23 protein-coding genes are annotated in these 22,934 nt (G+C 53.1%); 3 read left to right on the forward strand and 20 right to left on the reverse strand.

Annotated features, from left to right (window positions below):
• The gene (locus WBJ47_RS14005; RefSeq protein ID WP_422244274.1) at positions 1-729 is read right to left on the reverse strand and encodes a CoA pyrophosphatase; all 729 of its coding nucleotides are present in this window, start codon (positions 727-729) and stop codon (positions 1-3) included.
• Between the two features lie 103 nt (positions 730-832).
• On the reverse strand, positions 833-1,210 hold the full coding sequence (rplS, locus tag WBJ47_RS14010; protein WP_422244272.1) for a 50S ribosomal protein L19: 378 nt from the start codon (positions 1,208-1,210) through the stop codon (positions 833-835).
• 147 nt (positions 1,211-1,357) lie between these two features.
• Between rplS and WBJ47_RS14015 the strand changes: the two genes are divergently transcribed.
• Complete coding sequence (locus WBJ47_RS14015; RefSeq protein ID WP_422244270.1) at positions 1,358-2,230, forward strand: EamA family transporter; 873 nt, start codon at positions 1,358-1,360, stop codon at positions 2,228-2,230.
• 100 nt (positions 2,231-2,330) lie between these two features.
• Here the strand turns inward: WBJ47_RS14015 and WBJ47_RS14020 are convergent, their stop codons facing one another.
• Complete coding sequence (locus WBJ47_RS14020; protein ID WP_422244268.1) at positions 2,331-2,495, reverse strand: hypothetical protein; 165 nt, start codon at positions 2,493-2,495, stop codon at positions 2,331-2,333.
• Positions 2,496-2,755: 260 nt separating this feature from the next.
• On the opposite strand from WBJ47_RS14020, the gene WBJ47_RS14025 reads away from it, so the two are divergent.
• On the forward strand, positions 2,756-4,387 hold the full coding sequence (locus tag WBJ47_RS14025; protein WP_422244266.1) for a thiamine pyrophosphate-dependent enzyme: 1,632 nt from the start codon (positions 2,756-2,758) through the stop codon (positions 4,385-4,387).
• Here the strand turns inward: WBJ47_RS14025 and WBJ47_RS14030 are convergent, their stop codons facing one another.
• The 3 genes from WBJ47_RS14030 to WBJ47_RS14040 form a co-directional block, all read right to left on the reverse strand.
• Positions 4,388-6,226 (reverse strand): acyl-CoA dehydrogenase, encoded by a 1,839-nt coding sequence (locus tag WBJ47_RS14030; protein WP_422244265.1) that lies wholly within the window; start codon positions 6,224-6,226, stop codon positions 4,388-4,390.
• A 117-nt stretch (positions 6,227-6,343) separates the two neighbouring features.
• Positions 6,344-7,270, reverse strand: a complete 927-nt coding sequence (locus tag WBJ47_RS14035) for an electron transfer flavoprotein subunit alpha/FixB family protein (RefSeq protein WP_422244263.1) — start codon at positions 7,268-7,270, stop codon at positions 6,344-6,346.
• 2 nt (positions 7,271-7,272) lie between these two features.
• Positions 7,273-8,022: an electron transfer flavoprotein subunit beta/FixA family protein gene (locus tag WBJ47_RS14040; protein ID WP_422244261.1), complete on the reverse strand. Its 750-nt coding sequence runs from the start codon at positions 8,020-8,022 to the stop codon at positions 7,273-7,275.
• A gap of 210 nt (positions 8,023-8,232) precedes the next feature.
• Between WBJ47_RS14040 and mltB the strand changes: the two genes are divergently transcribed.
• Positions 8,233-9,375, forward strand: coding sequence for a lytic murein transglycosylase B (mltB, locus tag WBJ47_RS14045; protein WP_422244260.1), 1,143 nt, complete (start codon positions 8,233-8,235; stop codon positions 9,373-9,375).
• Here the strand turns inward: mltB and cysM are convergent.
• The 14 genes from cysM to serC all read right to left on the reverse strand — a co-directional run bounded on the left by cysM (position 9,372) and on the right by serC (position 22,934).
• Complete coding sequence (gene cysM / locus WBJ47_RS14050; protein WP_422244259.1) at positions 9,372-10,292, reverse strand: cysteine synthase CysM; 921 nt, start codon at positions 10,290-10,292, stop codon at positions 9,372-9,374. The two genes, mltB and cysM, sit on opposite strands and share 4 nt — an antisense overlap.
• 51 nt (positions 10,293-10,343) lie before the next feature.
• Complete coding sequence (locus WBJ47_RS14055) at positions 10,344-10,835, reverse strand: ComEA family DNA-binding protein (protein WP_422244258.1); 492 nt, start codon at positions 10,833-10,835, stop codon at positions 10,344-10,346.
• Between the two features lie 158 nt (positions 10,836-10,993).
• A complete protein-coding gene (rfaD, locus tag WBJ47_RS14060; RefSeq protein ID WP_422244257.1) occupies positions 10,994-11,986 on the reverse strand; it encodes an ADP-glyceromanno-heptose 6-epimerase in 993 nt (330 codons plus the stop codon).
• Entirely contained in the window at positions 11,983-12,912 is a 930-nt protein-coding gene (gene rfaE1 / locus WBJ47_RS14065; protein ID WP_422244256.1) for a D-glycero-beta-D-manno-heptose-7-phosphate kinase, read from the reverse strand. The genes rfaD and rfaE1 overlap by 4 nt, the downstream gene beginning before the upstream one ends.
• Positions 12,909-14,132 (reverse strand): lipopolysaccharide assembly protein LapB, encoded by a 1,224-nt coding sequence (gene lapB / locus WBJ47_RS14070; RefSeq protein WP_422244255.1) that lies wholly within the window; start codon positions 14,130-14,132, stop codon positions 12,909-12,911. Before lapB ends, rfaE1 begins: the two co-directional genes overlap by 4 nt.
• Positions 14,133-14,186: 54 nt before the next feature.
• On the reverse strand, positions 14,187-14,504 hold the full coding sequence (locus tag WBJ47_RS14075; protein WP_422244254.1) for a lipopolysaccharide assembly protein LapA domain-containing protein: 318 nt from the start codon (positions 14,502-14,504) through the stop codon (positions 14,187-14,189).
• An 86-nt stretch (positions 14,505-14,590) separates the two neighbouring features.
• On the reverse strand, positions 14,591-14,899 hold the full coding sequence (locus WBJ47_RS14080; protein WP_422244253.1) for an integration host factor subunit beta: 309 nt from the start codon (positions 14,897-14,899) through the stop codon (positions 14,591-14,593).
• A 5-nt stretch (positions 14,900-14,904) separates the two neighbouring features.
• Positions 14,905-16,617 (reverse strand): 30S ribosomal protein S1, encoded by a 1,713-nt coding sequence (gene rpsA / locus WBJ47_RS14085; RefSeq protein ID WP_422244252.1) that lies wholly within the window; start codon positions 16,615-16,617, stop codon positions 14,905-14,907.
• A gap of 58 nt (positions 16,618-16,675) precedes the next feature.
• Positions 16,676-17,335: a (d)CMP kinase gene (gene cmk, locus WBJ47_RS14090; protein WP_422244251.1), complete on the reverse strand. Its 660-nt coding sequence runs from the start codon at positions 17,333-17,335 to the stop codon at positions 16,676-16,678.
• Positions 17,332-18,648, reverse strand: a complete 1,317-nt coding sequence (gene aroA, locus WBJ47_RS14095; protein ID WP_422244250.1) for a 3-phosphoshikimate 1-carboxyvinyltransferase — start codon at positions 18,646-18,648, stop codon at positions 17,332-17,334. The genes cmk and aroA overlap by 4 nt, the downstream gene beginning before the upstream one ends.
• Complete coding sequence (locus WBJ47_RS14100) at positions 18,645-19,520, reverse strand: prephenate dehydrogenase (protein ID WP_422244249.1); 876 nt, start codon at positions 19,518-19,520, stop codon at positions 18,645-18,647. Before WBJ47_RS14100 ends, aroA begins: the two co-directional genes overlap by 4 nt.
• Positions 19,517-20,647, reverse strand: a complete 1,131-nt coding sequence (gene hisC / locus WBJ47_RS14105) for a histidinol-phosphate transaminase (RefSeq protein ID WP_422244294.1) — start codon at positions 20,645-20,647, stop codon at positions 19,517-19,519. The genes WBJ47_RS14100 and hisC overlap by 4 nt, the downstream gene beginning before the upstream one ends.
• 78 nt (positions 20,648-20,725) lie before the next feature.
• The gene (gene pheA, locus WBJ47_RS14110; protein WP_422244248.1) at positions 20,726-21,811 is read right to left on the reverse strand and encodes a prephenate dehydratase; all 1,086 of its coding nucleotides are present in this window, start codon (positions 21,809-21,811) and stop codon (positions 20,726-20,728) included.
• Entirely contained in the window at positions 21,804-22,934 is a 1,131-nt protein-coding gene (gene serC / locus WBJ47_RS14115) for a 3-phosphoserine/phosphohydroxythreonine transaminase (protein ID WP_422244247.1), read from the reverse strand. Before serC ends, pheA begins: the two co-directional genes overlap by 8 nt.

Consider the following 22,934-nt stretch of genomic DNA (forward strand, 5'->3'; position numbering starts at 1 on the left):
TTATTCGCCAGCTTCTGACAAAATCTGACACATACCCAGCAGCATGGCGGCAGTCGCCCCCCAGATAAAAAACTGCTTCCAAGGCACTGAGTAGTACTGCCGAACACGCCCGTCCGCGAGCTCAGCCCGATGAAAACGGTAGTTTGCAGGATCAGTTAAAAAGGACAGCGGCACTTCAAAAATCTCTGCCACTTCAAACGTATCAGGATTAAGCTCAAAACCAGGGCGCACGAGAGCCGTGATTGGACTGACGGCAAAGCCCGTCCCAGTGACATAGCGAGGCAGTCCACCCAGGCATTCAATAAACGCTCTGGATAGCCCCGTTTCCTCTTCTGTCTCGCGCAGAGCGGTCGCCTGTACATCGACATCACTTGATTCAACGCGTCCGCCCGGAAAACTCACCTGCCCGGCATGATCATTTAAGTGAGCGGTTCGTTGCGTCAATAAAACCGTTAATCCCTCAGGTCGCATCACGATGGGCACCAATACTGCGGCCTCCACCGGCGTACCATCACGACCTGGCATTCTGATGAGTGACTCGTTGGGAATATCCAGCGGACGTTGAATGGAGCCTGTCAGCACACTGCGCAAAGAAGATGGCGTTAATCGATGAGCAGGCACCGCGGCAAAAGGCAACGCAGAAGGAGTCCATGGCTGTGTCATCGGATCAAAAGAAGGTCTGACAGGAGGTCTGCGAGGACGCAGGCTTTCGGAAGAATCAGAGGACATAGTGGAGAGGACCGATTAGTTTGCGAGTGGATATGACTATTTGACGAAAAAAAAGCACCCAACAGGGTGCTTTTTTCTACTTTCGCATTGAGTCGACAAACATTTATGCTGCGACTGTCTTGCGAACGAGCTTTTCCTTGATACGTGCGGACTTGCCGGAGCGGTCACGCAGGTAATAAAGCTTGGCACGACGCACATCACCGCGACGCTTGACTTCGATGCCAGCGATCTGTGGTGAGTACAACTGGAACGTACGCTCAACGGCTTCGCCGGAGGAGATTTTGCGAACGATGAAAGCTGAGTTCAGGCCACGATTGCGACGTGCAATCACAACACCCTCAAAAGCCTGGGTACGCTTACGTGTACCTTCGACAACGTTGACGCTCACGACGACTGTATCGCCTGGCGCGAAATCTGTAACGGGCTTTCCGCCTGTCAAACGAGCAATTTCTTCTTGCTCAATAATTGCGATCAAATTCATAAAAACTCCAAGTCATCATGCTCTCGGTCAATATTATTTGGCTGGACATCCGACCTATTCGGAAATCCGCTACCGGGCAGAGGATGTGATAAAAAGCTCTCTATTCTACAACACTTTAGCCCTTTTTAGCTGACTGATGATCCTCACATGACTCTCTCTGCCCTGCTGCTCGTCATCGTCGCGGCGATTTGTCATGCCTCATGGAATTTGCTGGCCAAACGTGCCGCGCAAGTCGGTCCTGCCTTTGTATTTGCCTATGGACTGTGCTCCACGATCCTTTTTACACCCTGGGTCATCTGGATTCTTGTGTTTGAGGAAAACGCCTGGAGCTGGTCGATATTAGGCTGTATTTTGCTGTCAGGAACGTTACATCTGGTCTATAGCCTAAGCCTGCAGCGTGGCTACCAGGTCGCAGATTTATCCGTGGTCTACCCAGTTGCGAGGGGAACGGGGCCATTTTTATCGACCATTGGTGCGATTCTTTTTATTCGGGAGCCCGCGACTGTGCTTGGCATTAGCGGCATGCTTGCGGTGGTCGCTGGGGTATTGATGATTGCCACCCAAGGCCAAATCAGACGTCTATTGCTACCGGAGGCCATGATTGGCGTGAGATGGGGGCTCTGGATTGGCTTGCTGATTGCTGCGTATACGCTGGTCGATGCCTACGGCGTCATTGCGCTTGGCATTGCACCCGTTTTATTTGACTGGGCGACTTCGGCTTCGAAAAGTATGTTGATGTTGCCACATATGGCCCGACAGCCGAAACGCGCGTGGAATGCAATGCGGGGATATTGGCCGCTCGCGTGGGCGATCGGCCTGCTCTCACCGCTTGGTTATATTTTGGTGCTGTATGCCCTGCGTAATGGCGCGCCAGTCAGCCTGGTGGCGCCTGCGCGTGAGATGTCTATGCTACTGGTCACACTAGCGGGACTGTATCTTTTGCGCGAACCCGTAGGATGGGGCAGAATCGTGGGCTGCTGTTTTATTGCCGCGGGTGTGGTGATGCTGGCAAGTAGCTGAGCTAATAGCTAAGCAAATAGCTGAGCAAATGCAACCAAGCTTAGAACTCGGCAGCTTAGAAGCCAGTAGTTTAGAAACCAGCAGCTTAGAAACCAGCAGCTTAGAAACCAGCAGCGCTTCCAATCCACATGGAGACAGGAACCATCGCAGCCCAAAAGGCCAGTAAAAATACATCAGACACCATGTTTTTGGTGGTGGCCGAGTGACTGTCGCCAGCATAAGCAGCAAATGTTGGGGGGTAATTGTGGCGGACTTCACGTGTCATTTTTCGCTCCTTTGCGGAAAACCAGATGAAATGAGACCAAATCTTGTGTCTCTCGCAATCGGCACAAACTGATTGCATAAACAGTACTGTATATTAAATCAGTACTGTTTGCAATAACAGTCTTTTGTTTACTCACTTTTTTACAACACCTCGCTTTATGCTAATTTCTTGATCCAAGATAATTGAAGCATTTCGCAATCAAAAACCGCAATTCTGAAACCTGTACCGCTGAAACCTAGACCTCTTCTGACGCACAACTCATGAATCCATTCACCTCAAGTCACGCACTCTTTCAAGTTTTTGCCGATCACGGCATGGACCGCATTTTTCTCGTCCCTGGCGAAAGCTATCTGGGCCTCCTGGATGCTGTGGTCGACTTTCCTCAGATCGACGTCGTGACCTGCCGTCATGAAGGTGGCGCGGGCTATATGGCCGTTGCCGATGGCCGCCTGACGCGTCGCCCGGGCGTTGCGCTCGTCAGTCGCGGACCCGGTGCCACCCACGCAGCCATCGCCGTGCATACCGCTCAACAAGACGCCGTACCAATGATCTTGATTGTCGGACAAATTGCAGCACGTGATTTGCGCCGCGAGGCATTTCAGGAAATCGACTATCAAAAGATGTATGGCTCCATCGCTAAATGGGTCTTTGAATGCCAAACCCCCGAACAACTTGCTGAAACAGCATTCAAAGCCATTCGTATGGCGACGTCTGGTGTTCCAGGTCCTGTTGTGATCGTCATTCCAGAAGATATTCAGCAACAAACAGTTGCTAAACCAAACTTTAAAAATCACGCCCAAGTTTTTGGTTTGCCAGACCAAGCGATGATGGACGAAATTGGCAAGCGTCTGGCAGATGCACAAAGACCCGTCGTGATAGCGGGCGGAATGTTTGACTGCCCTGGTGGACGCGAGGCGCTGCGTGCGTTTGTTCATCACTGGCAACTTCCCACCATGGTGTCCTTTCGCCGCCACGACATTTTTGCCAATGATGATCCACTCTTTGTCGGCGATTTAGGACTGTCCAACCAAGCCGCTCAAATGGCGACCTTGCAAGAAAGCGATTTTGTCTTAGCCCTCGGCACACGCCTAGGCGACATCACGACCCAAAATTTCCAGTTCCCTCGCTACGCCCAAGCCCCACAGACACTCCTCCACTGCTATCCAGATTCACGCATCGTAAACTGGGACACAGTGGCGGATTATCCACTGGTGTGCGACCCAATCGCACTCGTGCGCGCGTTGACACAGGCTAACGCCACGCAACCCAACACCGTCCGCCAAGACTGGCTCAAGACCTTGCGTCAACACTCTCAACCCTACGCTGCCTGGCCCAATCGTCAAGCCAAACAAGGCGTCAACTTTACAGAAGTTGTGCGCGCCGTCGCTGAAAATGCCTCGCTCGACACCACAATCTGTCTGGATGCGGGCACCTTCGCAGCACCTGTATATCGTCACTTCAGCTTTAAGTCGGGTCAGCGTTTGATGGCCCCTCTCGCTGGAGCGATGGGCTATGGCACACCTGCCGCACTCGCCTGCGCAATGCGAGAGCCTGAGCGCACGACCATTTGTATGGTGGGCGATGGTGGTTTTCTCATGACTGGAAACGAGATGATCCTAGCTGTGGAGCGCAAGCTTCCAATCATCTTTATTGTGTCCAACAACAGCAGCTACGGCTCCATCCGTCTGCATCAGGAGCGTGGGTATCCCGGTCGCGTCAGCGGCACGTCATTATTCAATCCAGACTTTTACACCTTGGCGACAAGCTTTGGAATGAAAGCAGCACGCATCCAAGACAAGTCTGAAATTGATGCCGTGATCAAAAATGCACTCGCGACACGCGAGCCGTTGCTCATCGAGGTCAATACGAGCCTGGATGCCATTTTGCCCTGATCACATCAAAGTAGAGCGCTCAACTGCCTGGTTGAGCGCGACACCTTGATGAATGGTGCGGCCAAGCGCCTCTGTGCGAGGCAGCACCACTCCCGCATAAAACACAGCCGTTGCAAACTTATTGGACATGAACTCTGGTGAAACGCCAGCGCTCAAGCAGGCAGGCTGATCGCCAATACAGGCGAGTGCCGCACGTGCCATCTGCCAACCACCCAACACATAACCCGTCAGCATCAAATAAGGCACACTTCCTGCATAGGCTGCGCGGATGTTTTCTTGCGTGTGCTCGAGCATATAAGAAACGACAGACTCGTACTGCGTGATCGCCCGCGCTAGATTGTCCGCAATCAACAACAAACCTTCACGTGGCTCAGCAGGTGAACGCATCGCAACATCACGCAGCTCGAGCACGGTCTGTTGCATGGACGAGACCAAGCGATGCGCCGTTGCGCCTCCATCACGAATGGTTTTTCGCCCGATTAAGTCGTTCGCTTGTATCGCAGTCGTCCCTTCGTAAATGGTCAGAATTCGGGCGTCACGATAAAACTGAGCAGCACCTGTTTCCTCGATAAAGCCCATGCCTCCATGGACCTGTACGCCGAGTGATGTCACCTCAAGCGAACACTCTGTGGAAAATCCTTTTACAACGGGTACTAAATAATCGTAGAGTGCCTGATTAGTCCGCCGTACTTCTGGCTCAGGGTGCTCAAGACTTAAATCATCTGCTGCCGCTGCCACACAAGCAATCGCTCTCGCGCTCTCCGTGAGCGCACGCATCGTCATCAGCATACGCTGAACATCTGGATGTTTAATAATGGCAACAGGTCCTGCTGACCCTTCAATGGCACGACTCTGTATCCGATCGCGCGCATACGCTGTCGCACGTTGTGTCGCAGCTTCGCTGACCCCGATTCCCTGCACCCCCACAGCAAACCTTGCAGCATTCATCATGACGAACATGTACTCTAAGCCACGGTTTTCTTGCCCGACCAGCGAACCGATCGCACCTGCCCCGACTTCACCTTTGTCATCACCAAATAACAGCACAGCGGTGGGGCTGCCATGAATACCGAGCTTATGCTCGATCGACGCACACCACACATCATTGCGTGCGCCGAGCGTCTCATCCGCATTGACTAAAAATTTAGGCACGACAAACAAAGAGAGTCCTTTGACGCCCGGAGGCGCATCTGCCGTCCGCGCCAAGACGAGATGCACAATATTTTCAGCCAGATCATGCTCACCGAAAGTGATGTAAATCTTTTGTCCAAACAAGCGGTATTGGCCATCGGCCTGAGGGACTGCACGTGTCGTCACCAAGGACAAATCAGAGCCTGACTGCGGTTCAGTCAAGTTCATCGTGCCCGTCCACTTGCCGCTCACGAGGGGCTTGATATAGGTCTGTTTTTGAACATCAGAACCTGTCAGAAGGAGCGCTTCGATCACGCCATCTGTCAACATTGGACACAAAGAAAAAGCTACGTTTGCTGCATACAGATTTTCGGTCGTCGCCGTCGCGAGCAACTTCGGTAAGCCCTGCCCTCCCCACTGCTCGGGATGGCGAAGACCTTGCCAGCCGCCTTGAACGAATTGCCGAAACGCCTCATGAATCTCAGCGGGCATGCTGACACGCCCAGCTTGGCATACAGGTGGCTGACGATCACTCGTTCGGTTAGTCGGTGCGACCACCTCAGCAGTAAATTTTGCGTTTTCTTCTAAAACAGCAGCGAGCAAATCAAGCTCCACCCCAGCAAAAGCTGGTAGCTTCAGCAAACCCGGCATATCCGCGAGAGCGTTGAATACAAAGTTAAAGTCTTCAACAGGAGCACGATAAGTCATAGGGCACCGATAGGATATGTACGCTTGAATTTAAAAAAGCTAAACCCCCAGACGCTGGATGCAAGATCCAATGAGTGGGGGTCAAGTTTGCTGAGTCCTAAAGGACGACGTGCTGGATTACAACGTGTTGACGAGCTCAGGTACGGCAGTAAACAGGTCAGCCACCAAACCGTAATCCGCTACGCCAAAAATAGGCGCTTCTGCATCTTTGTTGACGGCCACGATGACTTTAGAGTCTTTCATGCCCGCCAAGTGCTGGATCGCACCGGAAATCCCAATCGCGACATACAACTGAGGCGCGACGATTTTTCCTGTTTGACCCACTTGCCAATCGTTGGGCGCATAGCCTGCATCCACGGCAGCGCGTGAGGCACCCAATGCAGCACCCAGCTTGTCTGCCAGCGGATCAAGGATTTTGAAGTTTTCAGCGCTACCCATACCACGACCGCCAGACACCACAACCTTGGCGCCAGCAAGTTCAGGACGATCGCTCTTGGCAACTTCGCGACCCACAAAGGTGGACAGACCTGCTGAGGCAGCAGGTGTCACCGACTCTACAGCAGCACTTCCGCCCTCGGGCGCTGCGTCAAAACCAGTGGTGCGCACAGTGATCACTTTGACAGGGTCCGCGGACTGAACGGTCGCAACAGCATTACCCGCGTAAATCGCACGCTCGAACGTATCGGCCGACAACACAGACTGAATCTCGGAGATCTGTGCAACGTCTAAACGAGCCGCCACGCGTGGCGACACATTTTTACCTGATGCGGTCGCTGCGAACAAAATGTGACTGTAGGCAGGTGCGAGGGCCAAGACCTGTTCGGCAACGTTTTCAGCCAAGCCGTCCGCCAAGGCGGGAGACTCTGCCAACAGCACTTTAGAGACGCCGGAAATTTTTGCAGCATGCTGAGCAACCGCAGCAGCGTTAGCGCCTGCAACCAGCACATGCACATCTCCGCCAATTTTGGAGGCAGCCGCCACGACGTTCAGAGTTGCAGCTTTTAATTGAACATTATCGTGTTCAGCGATGACAAGTATTGACATGATCAAACCACCTTGGCTTCGTTCTTGAGTTTATCGACAAGCGCGGCAACATCCGCGACTTTTACGCCAGCGGAGCGCGCTGAGGGCTCGGCTACTTTTAGTGTTTTCAGGCGAGGTGCGACATCGACACCAAGATCCTGAGGCGTCACAGTGTCGAGCTGCTTTTTCTTCGCCTTCATGATGTTAGGCAATGTCACGTAGCGTGGCTCATTCAAACGCAAGTCAGTCGTGACAATCGCAGGCAATTTGAGCTCCAGCGTCTCGAGTCCACCGTCGACTTCACGGGTCACACGTGCCACGCCTTCGCCGAGTTCGACTTTACTGGCAAAGGTCGCCTGAGACCAGCCAAGTAACGCAGCCAACATCTGACCAGTCTGATTGGCGTCATCATCAATGGCTTGTTTGCCGAGAATCACCAACTGTGGCTGCTCTTTTTCAACAAGAACCTTGAGCAATTTAGCCACGGCTAAAGGCTGGAGTTCAACATCTGTCTGAACAAGAATGCCACGGTCTGCGCCAATCGCCATCGCTGTGCGCAACGTTTCCTGGCATTGTGCGACGCCGCAGGAGACAGCGATGATCTCCGTAGCTGCGCCTTTTTCTTTGAGACGCGTGGCTTCTTCGACAGCGATTTCATCAAAAGGATTCATCGACATCTTGACGTTTGCGATATCAACACCCGATTGATCCGATTTGACGCGTACTTTGACGTTGTAATCAACGACACGCTTTACAGGCACAAGCACCTTCATCCAACGATCTCCAGAGATAAATCAAGTATTTAAATGACGTTTCAGGGTTTGATTTTACCGGATATAGAGGATACGACTCTGCTCGACCCCTATGCCATTGTGAAACGACGTCTCTGTCATTTTGAAAGAAACGCCAAGACTAGATGGCCGGCCGGTGACGAGGGATCTATGTCTAGGTATCATAGCGACAATTGTTAATAAGGAAAATTTATGTCTTTGCCCCGCCGTGTTCTGCAAATCAGCTGCCTGACTGCGCTTTTGAGCGCCTGTGCAGGCACTGCGGTCTCGCCCAACTCTGGGTCGGCGAGCCACTCAGGCCAGCCTAACAGCAGCCAGACGGCCAATCAGACGGGCACACAGTCACCAGATGTCGGAAATACAACTCCCGCAGGCGGTCACACACAGGCAACGCGGCGTGCGGCTTTGCGTCAATTTGGCATAGAGCTCGCCTCCTCTCGCCAGCTCTCCGAGACAGGTGTCCTTAGCCTGGTGGAGGATGCGCGCTACAACCCAACGGTCGTCCGGATCGTGACCCCGCCCGCCGTCGGTCAACCCAAGGTGCCGCGGAGCTGGGCAACGTACCGTGGGCGTTTTGTCGAGCCGATCCGCATCAATCAAGGTCGTGCCTTTATGCAACAGTACGCACCAGAGCTTGATCGCGCCGCAAAACGCTATGGTGTTCCACAATCCATCATTGCTGCCATCATCGGAGTGGAAACACTTTATGGCAAAAGCCAAGGCAATTTCCGCGTTCTGGATGCACTGGCATCACTAGGCTTTGACTACCCTGATCCAAAACGTCCAGATCGCGCAGCGATGTTTCGGGGACAACTCGCCGATCTGATTGAGCTCGATCTCACTGGCCGCCTGGATGCACGAAGCATCAAAGGTTCCTACGCAGGCGCGATTGGTATTCCCCAGTTTATGCCGGGTAGCATCAAGCGGTTTGCTGTCAGCGCTTCTGGTGCCAAAAGCATTGATCTCTCCAACAGCATGCCGGATGCCATTGACTCTGTCGCAAACTTTTTAGTGGAACACGGCTGGCAGCGAGGGCTTCCAGTGTTTGCCCCGGTCACACTCCCTATCTCGGCAGACAAACTAGTAGACGGCGGACTCAAGCCTAATCTTGACTGGCCACAGTTGCGAGCAGCTGGAGCTAAGCTCGCCCCCGGTGCCAAGGAAACCGCTTGGTCACGCGGCCCACTCGGTGTCATCGATTTACCCGAAGAAGCAGCAGGTCGGGTTGAACTACGCACCGCGACGCAAAATTTCTTTACCATCACCCAATACAACCGCAGCTATTTTTATGCGGCTTCTGTGGCGGACTTGGCGCAAGCATTGGAAAATCGCTAGACCTGCTCGTCGAATAGTCCCGTCGACAAGTAGCGATCCCCGCGATCACACACAATAAAAGCAATCGTCGCGTTGCGCGCAGTCTGCGCAACGCGCAGTGCTGCAACGAGTGCTCCAGCCGCAGACACCCCGGCACAAATCCCTTCTTCGGCCGCTAAGCGACGCGCCATATTTTCAGCGTCTTTTTGCTCAATCTGCTCAAACTGATCGACGAGGGAGGGATCGTAGATAGACGGCAAATAGGCCTCTGGCCATTTACGAATGCCTGCGATTTGAGAGCCCTCAGCAGGCTGAGCCCCAACAATAGTGATCGCAGGATTACGACTTTTAAGATAGCGCGACACACCCATAATGGTACCGGTCGTACCCATCGCACTCACAAAGTGCGTAATTCGCCCTTGCGTCTGCTCCCACAACTCTGGACCCGTGGTGTTGAAATGCGCGAGCGGATTGTCAGGATTTGAAAACTGATCTAATACCTTGCCCTGCCCCTCTGACTGCATACGCGCAGCCAGATCCCGCGCATGCTCCATGCCTCCCTGATTGGCTGGTGTCAAAATAAGCTTGGCCCCGTAGGCCGCCATCGACGCGCGTCGTTCGACCGAAAGGTTATCAGGCATGATCAAAATCATTTTGTAGCCACGCATGGCTGCGGTCATCGCGAGTGCGATGCCCGTATTACCACTCGTTGCTTCGATGAGCGTATCGCCAGGCTTGATTTCACCTCGTGCCTCGGCGCCCAAGATCATCGATAGCGCGGGGCGATCCTTGACAGAGCCAGCAGGATTGTTGCCCTCTAGCTTGCCAAGGACGATATTGCCGCGCTCATTTGCAATGGAACCCGGCAATCTCTTGAGCTGCACGAGAGGTGTGTTGCCAACGGTATTTTCAACGGAAGGATATGTTTTCATATGCACTGATCATACCCAAAAGTTTATCAACCTGTCTGCAAACACCTCACGAACTACTTAGAAAGACTGAGGGGCAATAATTTCAGGTTTCGCAACAATGGGCTGAGATTTTCGTTTTGTGTGACGGGTGCCTCCGGGCAAATCCATGACTAGAGCATCTTGGTTCGAAGTCATTGATACGCCTGATGACGTGGCCTTGACCTCAAGACCCGCTTGACTGAGCGCTCGGACGCGACGCTCTCCCAGCCCCTTTACACGGTCAGACAAATCCTCCATGGAGGCAAATGCACCTGCACGACTGCGCTCATGAACAATCATTTTTGCGGTACGTGGGCCAATACCGCGCAAGCTCTCAAGTTGCGTCACGGATGCCGCATTCACATCGAGCGCTTGCGCAGGCACTCCAACCGTCAACCCTGCAGCCATCATGGCTAAACTGGCATGGCGAGAGAGGCTAGAAACGCATTGACGTTTAACAGGTTTACGCCAATGCGCGGCAGTCTGCTTACCCAGAGGTTGTGCAACGGGATCTTTAAGAAAGGGGTTCATAAAAGTATTTGCTCCAAGAGACGAACACACTTGAACAGACTCGGAATGAGTCTGTTGCTCGAGTGCTATCTTGAGGCGCAAACTGAACTTAAGGGTGCAAAAAAACACCATTCATCCATGCGGAGTTTACGCAAGGATCGAGGAGGGATCGAGAAAGTTTAGCTTTGCGGCGCAAACAGTTGATGCACGTACTCGGACACACCAGTCTCCACATCACGCATCGGTGCTGTAAAGCCAGCCTGACGCAATGCTGTTACATCTGCTTGCGTATAGCTCTGGTATCGCCCTTTTAGATCATCAGGGAAACTGTCGTAGCGCAACAATCCTTGTTTGACGAGATCATCCAGTGGTAGCGCTGTTTTGCCTTGTGTGGCGCGCATCGCATTCACGACTGCAGCGGCCACATCATTGAACGGCTGCGCGCGTCCCGTTCCACAATTGAAGATACCGGAGGTTTCAGGATGATCAAGGAAGTGCAAGTTCACATCGACCACATCGTGAACTGAAATGAAGTCACGCATTTGACCGCCGTCGGCGTAGCCATCCCAGCCACCAAACAAGCGAACGTAACCCTCAGCGAGGAATTGATTCATATTGTGAAATGCCACAGAGGCCATGCGTCCTTTGTGCTGCTCCTGGGGACCATACACATTGAAATATCGCAACCCAACCACTTGGGCTGTTAACGACGCACTGCGCGCACGAACAACCTGATCAAATAGAAACTTAGAGTAACCGTATACATTGAGTGGACGCTCGTTTTCAAGGCTTTCCACATAAACAGGTCCTGCACCGTATACCGCTGCAGACGAGGCATACATGAATGAGACTTTGTGCGCTTGGCAATACTCAAACAACTCAAGCGTGACACGGTAGTTGTTATCCATCATGAAGCGACCATCGCGCTCAGTGGTGTCAGAGCACGCGCCTTGGTGAAAGACTGCACGAACAGCAGGTAATGATCCCTCTAACACACGACGACGAAAATCGTCCTTGTGCATGTAATCAGCAATCTGAGCACCAACCAGATTGACGAATTTGTCGCCATCTGTCAGGTCGTCCACTGCCAAAATATTCGTGATGCCTCTCCGGTTGAGCCCGCGCACGATGTTGCTACCGATAAAACCTGCTGCGCCTGTAACGATGATCATGAAAGCTCTCCCGCTGTAACAATGGACGTACCTAATTTACCGACAACAATACCACCCGCCCGATTGGCCCAACGCATTGCAGTAGGCCAATCTATGCCCACCGCCCGCATCACCGCCAAAGTGGCCAGTACCGTGTCGCCCGCTCCTGAAACATCGAACACCTCGTGTGCTTGGGCCTCGACATGCTCGCGGCCCTGCCCAGTGAAAAGTGTCATGCCCTGTTCTGAGCGTGTCACGAGCAAGGCATCCAGGCTGAGCTGCTCTCGTAAGACCTGAGCTCGATCGGTGAGTTCTTGCTCGGAACTCCAGACACCAACAGCCTGCTGCATCTCGCTTCGGTTTGGGGTCACTAAGCTCGCACCACGATAACGTCGATAGTCCGTACCCTTAGGATCTACCAAAATCGGCAAACCCTTTTTTCGAGCAAGCTCAATCAATACGTCGACTTCAGCTAAAGCTCCTTTCGCGTAATCAGAGAGGACAAGTACATCATGTCCAGCCAACAATTTTTCTACCTGATCGCGTAAGGCCTCAAGTAAGGTTGCAGTTGGCTTTTCCTCAAAATCAATGCGCAACAACTGCTGCTGTCGACCCAGCACACGCATTTTGAGCGTTGTGGGATGCGCCACATCCGTAATCATGTGGGCCTGAATGCCTGCCTCGGAAAGCAATTGACGCACACTTGTGGCCGCCTCATCTTCTCCGACAAAACCAGCCAGTGTTGCGTGCGCACCCAGTGCAACAATGTTGCGCGCCACGTTTGCTGCACCACCCAACCGGTCTTCACGCTTGACCACTCGAACCACTGGCACGGGTGCTTCAGGAGAAATACGCTCCACCTCGCCGAACCAGTATCGGTCAAGCATGATGTCACCGACCACAAGGACACGTGACCGTGAGATAGCTTCTTTAGGAAATTGACTCATTCCAACTCTTCCAATCTGCGCGGTTTGTATGTCTCCCACGCGTTACAACCAGGGCACTGCCAATAATAGCGGCGCGCCTGAAATCCGCATGTTCCGCATACATAACGATCAAGGCGCTGGGTGTGCCGATTTATGAGTCGACGTAAAAGGGTCAGATCCGCACCTGGAATCGGACTCTCCGAAGGGGTCTGTTCGTTCGCAGGCTTTTGTGCCAGCTCTGCCTCGAGCAAACGATCCAGACCAAGCAAAGAAGGATGTGACTGCAGAGCTTGTCGTGCAAACGCCCAAGCCTGATCAACGCCTTGCTGAGCCCGCAAACCTCTAAAGACCACATTAAACAAGTCTAACGAAGGATGACGTTGATAGTGATCCTGAAGACGCATGAGACCCTCAGCAGCCTGACCTTGGGCCATGTAGTTATTGAACAGCTCCGCGGCAACCAAGCCTGCAAATTCGGGAGCTTGCTTCAGAACGGACTCAAGGAAGAACTGTTGTTGGATCAAATCCTGCTGAGATGCCGCGATAGTGGCATTGAGCATGGACACCCGAACAAAAGCAGGTGTAGGACCACTCATCTGCGTTTGATCTACGGCTTGCTCAGCCAGAGCGAGGGCCGCACGAGCTTGCTCAATATTTGACGGTTTTTCCGCCAAGAATGCTTGTGCCTGTTCGCAGTGATAGTGCACCAGTTGGGGCATCGGCTCATCGACAAGCTTTCTGAGGGTTTGGACAGCTGTAATGGCACGTGCCCAATCATGCTCCGATTCGTAAATGCGGATCAGTGCACGCAGTGCAGGCAGTGCAAAACTTGTGTCTTTCAGAACAGCAAACGCTTCTTCGGCCCGATCCAGCATGCCGGCTTTTAAATAGTCCTGGGCTAACTCGTGTTGCGCATGATCACGCTGTGCAATTGGCAAGTCCTCTCTAAACAACAAGCTTTGGTGCACACGAATTGCACGCTCCATTTCTCCACGTCTGCGAAACAAGCTGCCCAGTGCAAAATGCAACTCAGTCGTCTCAGGATCCAGCTTGGCGACCTCGACGAATGCATCGATTGCGCGATCGGGCTCTTCGTTTAAAAGAAAATTCAAACCACGAAAATAAGAGTCTGGCAGGTTGCGTGTTTCGGACAGCATCTGCTTAATATCAAAACGAGCCGCCATCCACCCCAAGGCAAACAATAACGGCAAGAAAATCAGCCACCAGGCTTCAAAATCCACGGCTATATTCCAGAAAGTTAACTAGAGCAACGCGCTGCACAAGCGCAATGCACATTAAATAGGCGATAAAGGTACCAAGGCATCAGGCGATAGTCCTGCTTGTGCCTGCGGGTTCGCCGCGGCTTGAAGTTTTTCAATTTCCTTACGAAGCCTCGCAAGCTCTCGGCGGCGTCTAAAGGCCGGAGGCACGGTCAGTAGCAAGCCAAATATCGTGCCCAAGACAAACGTCGACAGCATGACAACGATCAACGGAACATTTGGAATCACCAAGCCGTCAAAAAATATCACTGACACCGGATTGGTATTTTTGAGTGCGAACAACAGCACCGCGAGAAAAACGATCAGGCGCAAGGCCCAGACGAAGTAGCGCATGGCTGATCCTCCAAAAGTACAAAAGGAGATTGTAAGCGCGCAGAGTGGCTCGCGCATAAAAAAACCGCCATTTAGGCGGTTTCGAACTAACCGGCAATTGCTGCAGCCGGCGCTTCACTTAAGTCTACACGCTCGCGCAACTCCTTACCCGCCTTAAAGTGAGGAACCTGTTTTCCAGGCACCAGCACTTGTTCGCCGGATTTGGGGTTGCGCCCAACTCGTGGTGCACGTTCGGACAAAGAAAAACTGCCAAAACCGCGAATCTCGATACGCTGGCCTTCAGCCAGGGCTTGGGTCATTGCATCAAGAACGGTTTTAACCGCATAGTCTGTGTCACGAGCGGCCAGCTGAGAGTAGCGGGCCGCCAGTGCAGCGATGAGTTCTGACTTAGTCACTGGGTTTATTCAGTGTCGCGTGCTTGGTCGAGCTTAGCCTTGAGCAATGCGCCCAAGTTCGTGGTGCCCGAAGAAGCACTTGCTTCAGTCATACGCTGCATCGTGTCAGCAGTTTCGGCAGTATCACGCGCTTTGATCGACAACTGGATCTGACGTGTTTTACGGTCGACGTTGATGATCATGGCTTCGATGTTGTCGCCAACATTCAAGGCTGTCGTTGCGTCTTCGACACGGCCAGTGGCGATCTCTGAGGCGCGGAGGAAACCCTCAACCTCATGAGACAATGTCACTGTCGCGCCCTTAGGCTCAACAGCTTTGACTGTACCTGGGACAACTGCGCCCTTGTCGTAGGTGCCTACGAAGTTGTTGAATGGATCGCCTTCGAGTTGCTTAACACCCAAGGAGATACGCTCTTTGTCTGTGTCGATGCCCAGAACCACTGCGTCGAGCTCATCGCCCTTTTTAAAGTTGCGAACCGCTTCTTCGCCTGTTTCTGTCCAGGACAAGTCAGACAAGTGAACCAGACCATCAATGCCACCTGGCAAGCCAACGAACACACCAAAGTCAGTAATTGACTTGATCGCGCCGCGAACCTTGTCGCCACGCTTGAAGTTAGAGGCAAACTCTTCCCATGGGTTCTGACGGCACTGCTTCATACCCAAGGAGATACGGCGACGGTCTTCGTCGATCTCGAGAACCATGACTTCGACTTCTTCGCCGAGTGTCACAACCTTGCGTGGATCAACGTTCTTGTTTGTCCAGTCCATTTCGGAGACGTGAACCAAACCTTCGATACCAGCTTCGACTTCAACAAATGAACCGTAGTCGGTGAGGTTTGTGACCTTACCGAACAGACGCGTACCCTGTGGGTAACGACGTGCCAGACCCACCCATGGATCTTCGCCAAGCTGCTTGACGCCCAGTGAAACGCGGCTCTTTTCCTGATCGAACTTGAGGACTTTGGCTTCGACTTCTTGACCAACTGTCAAGACTTCGGATGGGTGACGCACACGACGCCATGCCATATCTGTAATGTGCAACAAGCCATCGATACCACCGAGGTCCACGAACGCGCCGTAATCGGTGATGTTTTTGACAACGCCCTTGACGATCGAACCTTCCTGGAGGTTTTCGAGGAGCTTCTGACGCTCTTCGCCCATGCTGGCTTCAAGCACGGCACGACGTGACAACACAACGTTGTTACGCTTGCGATCAAGCTTGATGACCTTGAATTCCATGGTCTTGCCTTCGAAGGGCGTTGTGTCCTTGACAGGACGCAAATCAACCAACGAACCTGGCAAGAAGGCACGGATGCCTGCAGTCATGACGGTCAGACCGCCCTTGACCTTGCCTGTGATGGTACCAGTGACCAATTCGTTCTTGTCGAGCGACTGCTCGAGCGACAACCAGGCCGACAGGCGCTTGGCGCGATCACGGGACAGTACGGTATCACCGTAGCCGTTTTCGAGCGAATCAATCGCGACCGACACAAAGTCGCCCGGTTTGACTTCGAGCTCGCCCTGATCGTTCAGGAATTCTTCGAGGGGAATCAGAGCTTCTGATTTCAGACCTGCGTTGACCACAACAAAGTTGTGATCGATACGGACGACTTCGGCGGAAATGACTTCGCCGGATTTCATGTCCTGTTTTTCGATACTTTCTGCAAACAGCGCGGCAAAACTTTCGCCGGCTTGGGTTGAGGTTTGTTGAGTTGACATGTACGGAAGATCCAGATGGCCTTTGGAGCCGGTAACACACCCTATTCGGGTGGAGTGGTTAAACCCTTGACCACAGGTCAAGGATGGTTTGCACAGTTTGTTCAATCGTCAAATGAGACGAATCAACCACGTGCGCATCTTGTGCAGGCAATAGTGGAGCGACAGCACGCTCAATATCACGCGCATCTCGCTCGCGCATATCAGCAAGCAGGTCCTCTAGATTAGCAGAAATTCCCTTGTCGATCAATTGCTTACATCGTCTCTGCGCGCGCGCCAGCACGTCAGCGACTAAAAATATCTTTAAGTTGGCGTCCTGAAAAACAATCGTGCCCATATCGCGGCCATCCGCGACTAAGCCTGCACCCTGCCTGAATGCTCTCTGACGACCCAATAGAGCCTGTCGAAGCATAGGGTTGGGGGCCAAACGGGACGCTAAATTACCGACTTGCTCCTGCCGAATTAGTTCTGAGACCTCTTGATTGGCAAGCAGCACGCCATTTGGATGAAACTCAACCTGCAAGGATTGCGCGACTTGGGCTACCGCTTGCGCGTCTGTTGGGTCGACTGCTTGTTGCAGCACAGCCAAAGCAGTCAGGCGATATAAAGCGCCGCTGTCCAACACGCCCCATCCCAGTGCAGCGGCCACACGATGGGCCACGGTTCCCTTGCCAGACGCCGTTGGTCCATCAATCGTAATCACAGGTACAAGAGAGCTCATGTCAACAAACCACTTAAGACATCAAAATAGGTGGGGAATGTTTTGCTCACACAGTCCGGATCCATGATTCGCACTTTTGACTGACCAAAGGCCGCCAGAGAAAAACACATGGCAATTCGATGATCATCGTAAGTATCAATCGCCGCATCTTGCCATTGGCCTGATTCCACGGGATAGACCCGCAGCCAGTCTGGCCCACTTTCTACCCGCGCGCCCAATTTGCGCAATTCTGTTTCCATGGCATGGATTCGATCCGTTTCTTTGACACGCCAACTTGCGATATTTCGCAAAGTACAAGGACCATCCGCAAACAGGGCGAGCGCAGCCGCTGTCATGGCCGCATCCGGAATCAAGTTGAAATCCGTATCAAACGCCTTCAGCCGCTGACCAGAGGCAACATGAAAACCTGTCACCTCTATCAAAGAAGCTTCGCGACGCACTTGCGCACCCATGGCCTCTATCACGTCAGCAAAGGCAACGTCTCCTTGGATACTCTGGGCGCCGACACCCTCGACCCTGACTGGACCACCACCAATTGCACCCAGCGCAAGAAAATACGAAGCAGAGGAGGCATCACCCTCAACAAAGATACTGCTGGGTGAGCGATAGGCGGCGTCTGCGTGAATCACAAACTGCTGCCAGCCTTGTCGCTCAACCGCCACACCAAAGCGCGCCATCAGATTTAAAGTGATGTCAATGTAGGGTTTGGATATCAGCTCCCCGATCACCTCAACCGTGAGGGCGCGACCAGAGCGCGCTACCGCGAGCGGGGCGGCCATCAACACAGCGGTGAGAAACTGGCTAGAGACAGACCCCTGAACGCGCACACGATCTTCAAGCTGCTCAGGTGCCAAAATTTCAATAGGTGGATAGCCTGGCTGTTCCAGATAATTGATGCGGGCGCCCATTTCTCGTAGCCCCTCGACCAAGTCACCGATGGGACGCTCATGCATTCTTGGTACACCTGACAAGGTGTAATGTCCGCCCATCACCGCAAGCGCGGCTGTCAGCGGTCGAATGGCCGTACCAGCATTGCCCATAAAAAGCTGTGCATCATCGACAGAGAAACGTGAAACACCTGTCACGCTGACAGAATCAGACGAGTGCGTGTCCACCTGCACCCCGAGCTGTTTCAGCGCAGCAAGCATCACCGCGGTATCGTCAGATGCCAGCAAGCCTTCGATACGTGTCGTCCCTTGCGCAAGCGCAGACAACAGCAGCACACGATTAGAAATACTTTTTGAACCCGGCAATGCCACGGTACCCTGAGCACGTTGAGCGGAAGGAAGATCCAAAAAAGCTAAACGACTCATGATCCCTGATCCTGCCAGTCCCGCCGCGCTTTAGAGGCATGATCCAGCATGTCTTCTAGCCAATCCGCATCGTTTTCACGCAGAGCATGTTCAGCCCGCTCGAACACAGCTTTCATCGACTGCAGCTCTGCCAACATAGCAGGACGATTTGCGATAAAAATGTCGCGCCACATTTCAGCGGATCCTTGAGCGACGCGTGTAAAGTCCCTGAAACCAGAGCCCGCAGTCTGCAATTTAAGCGCAGCGTCATCACTTTGCGTGACATATTCCATAAAAAGCGCAGCGACCCAATGCGGCAAGTGACTAATCGCCGCCACCACACCATCATGCTGAGAAGGTTCGATCGACACCACATTGGCGCCGCACGCTTGCCAAGCCGCTCGAACAGTCTCGACATCTTGAGGATGGTTTTCAACCAGCGGCGTCAGCATGACCCGCCGTCCGACATATAACTTAGGGTCGGCCGCTTGCGGCCCCTTTTCATGCGACCCAGCCATCGGATGACCGGGGACAAATTGGGCCACGCGGGCCTGCAAACCGGCCCGTGCCGCTTCGATGACATTTTGCTTGGTGCTACCGCCATCAGTGATGATGGTCTTGGGCCCCAGCCAAGGGGCGAGTGCCTGGAAAATCGCCTCAAAGGCGCCAACGGGAGCCGCAACAAAAATCAAGTCCGCGCGTTGCGCCGCCTCTTTAAAACTCACAACCTCATCAATCAGACCGAGACGCACGGCCTCTTGCAAGGTCTCGGGGCGACGACCCGCCCCCAGCACCTTGCCCACGACTCCCGCGTGTTTGAGAGCAGCCGCAAACGAGCCTCCGATCAGACCCACGCCAATGACTGCAACGGTCTCAATTTTGAATGCACTCATGCAGCCAACTGCTCCATAATTGCTGTCAACGCCTCGATAAACTTTTGATTTTCCTGAGGCAACCCAATCGACACACGCAGCCACTCGGGCAAACCATCACCCTTGACAGGACGCACGATGACACCACGCTTGAGTAACTCAAGATTGACCTGTGCCGCATCTCCCACCTTGACCAATACAAAGTTGGAGAAGCTCGGCAAATAGGTCAGTCCGAGCTTTTCAAACGCGCTTTGTAATTGGACCTTTCCAGCGCGATTCACTTCAAAGCTTTCTTTTAAGAACGCCGTGTCACCAAGCGCTGCGATCGCAGCGGCTTGAGCGAGAGAATTCACATTGAAGGGCTGGCGAACCCGATTCAGCAAATCAGTCAAGACAGGCTGCGCCACACCGAAGCCCACACGCAAACCTGCCAAACCATAGGCTTTAGAGAAACTACGCGACACGAGCAAGTTGGGATAGCGCTTGACCAAACCTACGCTATCGACGCGCAATTCAGGCTCGAGAAACTCGTTATAGGCCTCATCGAGTACGACAGTCACGCGCGAGCCATGACGCTCAGCCACTGAGGCAAGAAAAGACTCAATCGAGTCATTGGATAAATAAGTCCCCGTAGGATTGTTCGGGTTTGCAATAAACACTAAGCGTGTATTGTCCTGAATCGCCGCGAGCATGGCCGGTAAGTCGTGTCCATGATCCTTGGCTGGCACCACAATATGCTCGGCACCACGCGCCTGTGTTGCAAGGCGATACACCACAAAAGCGAACTGTGAGTAAACCACCGAACTGCCCGGCTCAAGTAAAGCAGACGCGACTAATTCGAGAATATCGTTTGAACCGTTGCCTAAGGTGAGCCAATTTTGCGGAACGCCATAACGCTCTGACAAGGCTTTTTTAAGATCAAATCCAGCGGGGTCTGGGTAGCGTCCTAAGCCTGCGATGGCCTCAGAAATGGCACGCCGGGCAGACTCTGGCATCCCCAGAGGATTTTCGTTAGACGCGAGTTTGACGATACCGGAAGGATCGAGCCCAAACTCACGCGCAAGCTCCTCGATGGGCTTGCCAGCCTGATATGGAGCGATCGCGGCGATATGTGGCGGCGGAATCAATACAGAGTCTTGAGCGGACATGAGAGGGACACCAACAAAACTGAATTGAGAAAATGACTGCATCGCGACTCCGAAAAGGGCGACACGCTGATCATGCGACTACTGCGCGGGATAGGACCCGAGCAATTTATAAAAAGCACATTGAGACTCAAGTGACGCGAGCGCTTTTTTCACGCGAGCATCCTCGCAATGACCTTCGAGATCGACATAAAAGTAATACTCCCACTGCCCCGTGCGAGCAGGACGCGACTCGAATCTTGTCATGGAGACGCCATTATCAGACAGTGGCGACAACATTTGATACACCGCCCCCGCGCGATTAGGGACCGCAAGAATGACGCTCGTTTTATCTCGTCCGCTTGGCAGAATATCAAGCTTTCCGATTGCCAGGAAACGCGTCCTGTTTTGAGAGTCATCCTGAATACCCAAGGCCACGACCTCGAGACCCCAAGTTTGGGCTGCTACATCGCTGGCAATGGCAGCAATCGTCGGATCAAGCGAGGCTAAACGAGCCGCTTCGGAATTGCTAGAGACCGGTTCGCGTGGAATACCTGGATATTCACGATTGAGCCAATTTTGACACTGAGCCAGCGCCTGAGGATGCGCCAGAATTTTGGTGATGCCCTTCATGTTGCCAGATTTGCTGAGCAAACAATGACGAATGAGCAGGGAACGCTCTCCCAAAATACGGAGCGATGAGCCCAACAACAAATCCAGCGTGCGATTGACGGCGCCTTCGGTAGAGTTTTCGACTGGCACCATACCTACTTGCGCAGCACCCGCCTCCACCGCCCTAAACACTTCGTCAAAAGATGGACAGGGCAATCCCGTGACTGAGCGACCAAAATGCTCAAAAGCAGCCTGCTCGGAAAAAGAGCCAGCCGGTCCTAAAAAAGCAACGGTGAGTGACTGTTCGAGGCCGCGACAGGCCGAAATAATCTCAGTCCATACCGAAGCGACTGCCTCAGAGGGAAAAGGGCCACGATTGAGCTGCTGCAACTGTCGAATCACTTGCGCCTCACGCTCGGGCCGCAAAACGGGTCCTTCAGCATGATGGGCATGTTTGACCTCGCCAACCTCTTGAGCCGTGAGGGCTCGCTTGTTCAGCAAGTCTAAAATTTCAGCATCGATCTGGTCGATTCGCTGGCGTAAAGGTAACAATTGGGCTTGCAATGACTCATCCATGAGCGCGCTCGAAGTCCTTGAGATAGTCTATAAGTGCCGACACGCCTTCGATTGGCATGGCGTTGTAGATTGAAGCGCGCATTCCGCCCACGCTTTTGTGACCTTTTAATTGCATCAAACCACGCGCCTCAGCGCCAGCTAAAAAGGCAGACTCAAGCGAGGTGTCAGGCAAGAAAAATGGCGCGTTCATCCGCGAGCGCACCGAGGGATGCACTGGAACTGTGTAGAAATGGCTCTGATCAAAATAACCGTAGAGCTTGGAGGATTTTGCGATGTTGAGTTGCTCCATCGCCGCTAAACCGCCCTGCTCCTTGAGCCATTTAAATACTAGCCCCGCGATATAAATCGCATAAGTAGGGGGCGTATTGAACATGGATTGTTCGCGCGCAACATTGGCGTAATCAAATGCTGAGGGACAGATTGGCAATGCATGGCCGATCAAATCACGACGCACAATCACAATCGTTAAGCCTGCAGGGCCCGCATTTTTCTGGGCGCCCGCAAAAATCATTCCCGTTTTGTTCACCGGCATAGGGCGAGACAAAAAGTGCGAGGAAGCATCCACCACTAACGGAACATCAGGGGCACCCAAGTCGGCCATCTCAGGCCAGTCCATGGTTTCAACGCCACCAATCGTCTCGTTGCTACACAAGTGAAGATAGGCCGCATCTGGTCGAACACGCCAGGCGCTCGGTTCAGGCAACCAAGTACCCGGCCCTTGTTGGGTACCACTCACAAGTGCTGCTGAAGCATTGGTTGCAGCGACTTGCGCATCACCGTAACGCTGACATTCTTGGAGAGATTTTTTAGCCCAAATGCCACTGATCACAAAATCAGCCTTGAGCTCAGGTGTTCTTGCAAGCAAATTGAGAGGAACGATCGCATTTTCAGCCGTCGCCCCTCCCTGCATGAACAAAACCGCATAATCGTCAGAAATGGCGAGCAACTCGCGTAAATCTGACTCAGCTTGAGAACAGATTTCCACGAATTGTTTGCCGCGATGACTCATTTCCATCACGGACATGCCCGAACCGTGCCAGTCCAACATTTCCGCCGCGGCTTGCTTGAGTACGGACTCAGGCATGGCGGACGGCCCTGCAGAAAAATTCCAGGGACGCGCCAT

The sequence above is a fragment of the Zwartia sp. genome, from assembly GCF_049655405.1.
Lineage (GTDB): Bacteria > Pseudomonadota > Gammaproteobacteria > Burkholderiales > Burkholderiaceae_B > Zwartia.

Coding starts and splice junctions, on each gene's coding strand:
- WBJ47_RS14030 (WP_422244265.1), bottom strand. CDS start 6,226: ATGACTTATCGTGCTCCTGTTGAAGACTTTAACTTTGTATTCAACGCT.
- WBJ47_RS14005 (WP_422244274.1), bottom strand. CDS start 729: ATGTCCTCTGATTCTTCCGAAAGCCTGCGTCCTCGCAGACCTCCTGTC.
- aroA (WP_422244250.1), bottom strand. CDS start 18,648: ATGAGTCGTTTAGCTTTTTTGGATCTTCCTTCCGCTCAACGTGCTCAG.
- hisC (WP_422244294.1), bottom strand. CDS start 20,647: ATGTCCGCTCAAGACTCTGTATTGATTCCGCCGCCACATATCGCCGCG.
- serC (WP_422244247.1), bottom strand. CDS start 22,934: ATGGCGCGTCCCTGGAATTTTTCTGCAGGGCCGTCCGCCATGCCTGAG.
- pheA (WP_422244248.1), bottom strand. CDS start 21,811: ATGGATGAGTCATTGCAAGCCCAATTGTTACCTTTACGCCAGCGAATC.
- cmk (WP_422244251.1), bottom strand. CDS start 17,335: ATGAGCTCTCTTGTACCTGTGATTACGATTGATGGACCAACGGCGTCT.
- WBJ47_RS14020 (WP_422244268.1), bottom strand. CDS start 2,495: ATGACACGTGAAGTCCGCCACAATTACCCCCCAACATTTGCTGCTTAT.
- WBJ47_RS14075 (WP_422244254.1), bottom strand. CDS start 14,504: ATGCGCTACTTCGTCTGGGCCTTGCGCCTGATCGTTTTTCTCGCGGTG.
- rpsA (WP_422244252.1), bottom strand. CDS start 16,617: ATGTCAACTCAACAAACCTCAACCCAAGCCGGCGAAAGTTTTGCCGCG.
- WBJ47_RS14055 (WP_422244258.1), bottom strand. CDS start 10,835: ATGAACCCCTTTCTTAAAGATCCCGTTGCACAACCTCTGGGTAAGCAG.
- WBJ47_RS14035 (WP_422244263.1), bottom strand. CDS start 7,270: ATGTCAATACTTGTCATCGCTGAACACGATAATGTTCAATTAAAAGCT.
- WBJ47_RS14100 (WP_422244249.1), bottom strand. CDS start 19,520: ATGAGTGCATTCAAAATTGAGACCGTTGCAGTCATTGGCGTGGGTCTG.
- WBJ47_RS14015 (WP_422244270.1), top strand. CDS start 1,358: ATGACTCTCTCTGCCCTGCTGCTCGTCATCGTCGCGGCGATTTGTCAT.
- rplS (WP_422244272.1), bottom strand. CDS start 1,210: ATGAATTTGATCGCAATTATTGAGCAAGAAGAAATTGCTCGTTTGACA.
- mltB (WP_422244260.1), top strand. CDS start 8,233: ATGTCTTTGCCCCGCCGTGTTCTGCAAATCAGCTGCCTGACTGCGCTT.
- rfaD (WP_422244257.1), bottom strand. CDS start 11,986: ATGATCATCGTTACAGGCGCAGCAGGTTTTATCGGTAGCAACATCGTG.
- WBJ47_RS14025 (WP_422244266.1), top strand. CDS start 2,756: ATGAATCCATTCACCTCAAGTCACGCACTCTTTCAAGTTTTTGCCGAT.
- rfaE1 (WP_422244256.1), bottom strand. CDS start 12,912: ATGAGTCAATTTCCTAAAGAAGCTATCTCACGGTCACGTGTCCTTGTG.
- WBJ47_RS14040 (WP_422244261.1), bottom strand. CDS start 8,022: ATGAAGGTGCTTGTGCCTGTAAAGCGTGTCGTTGATTACAACGTCAAA.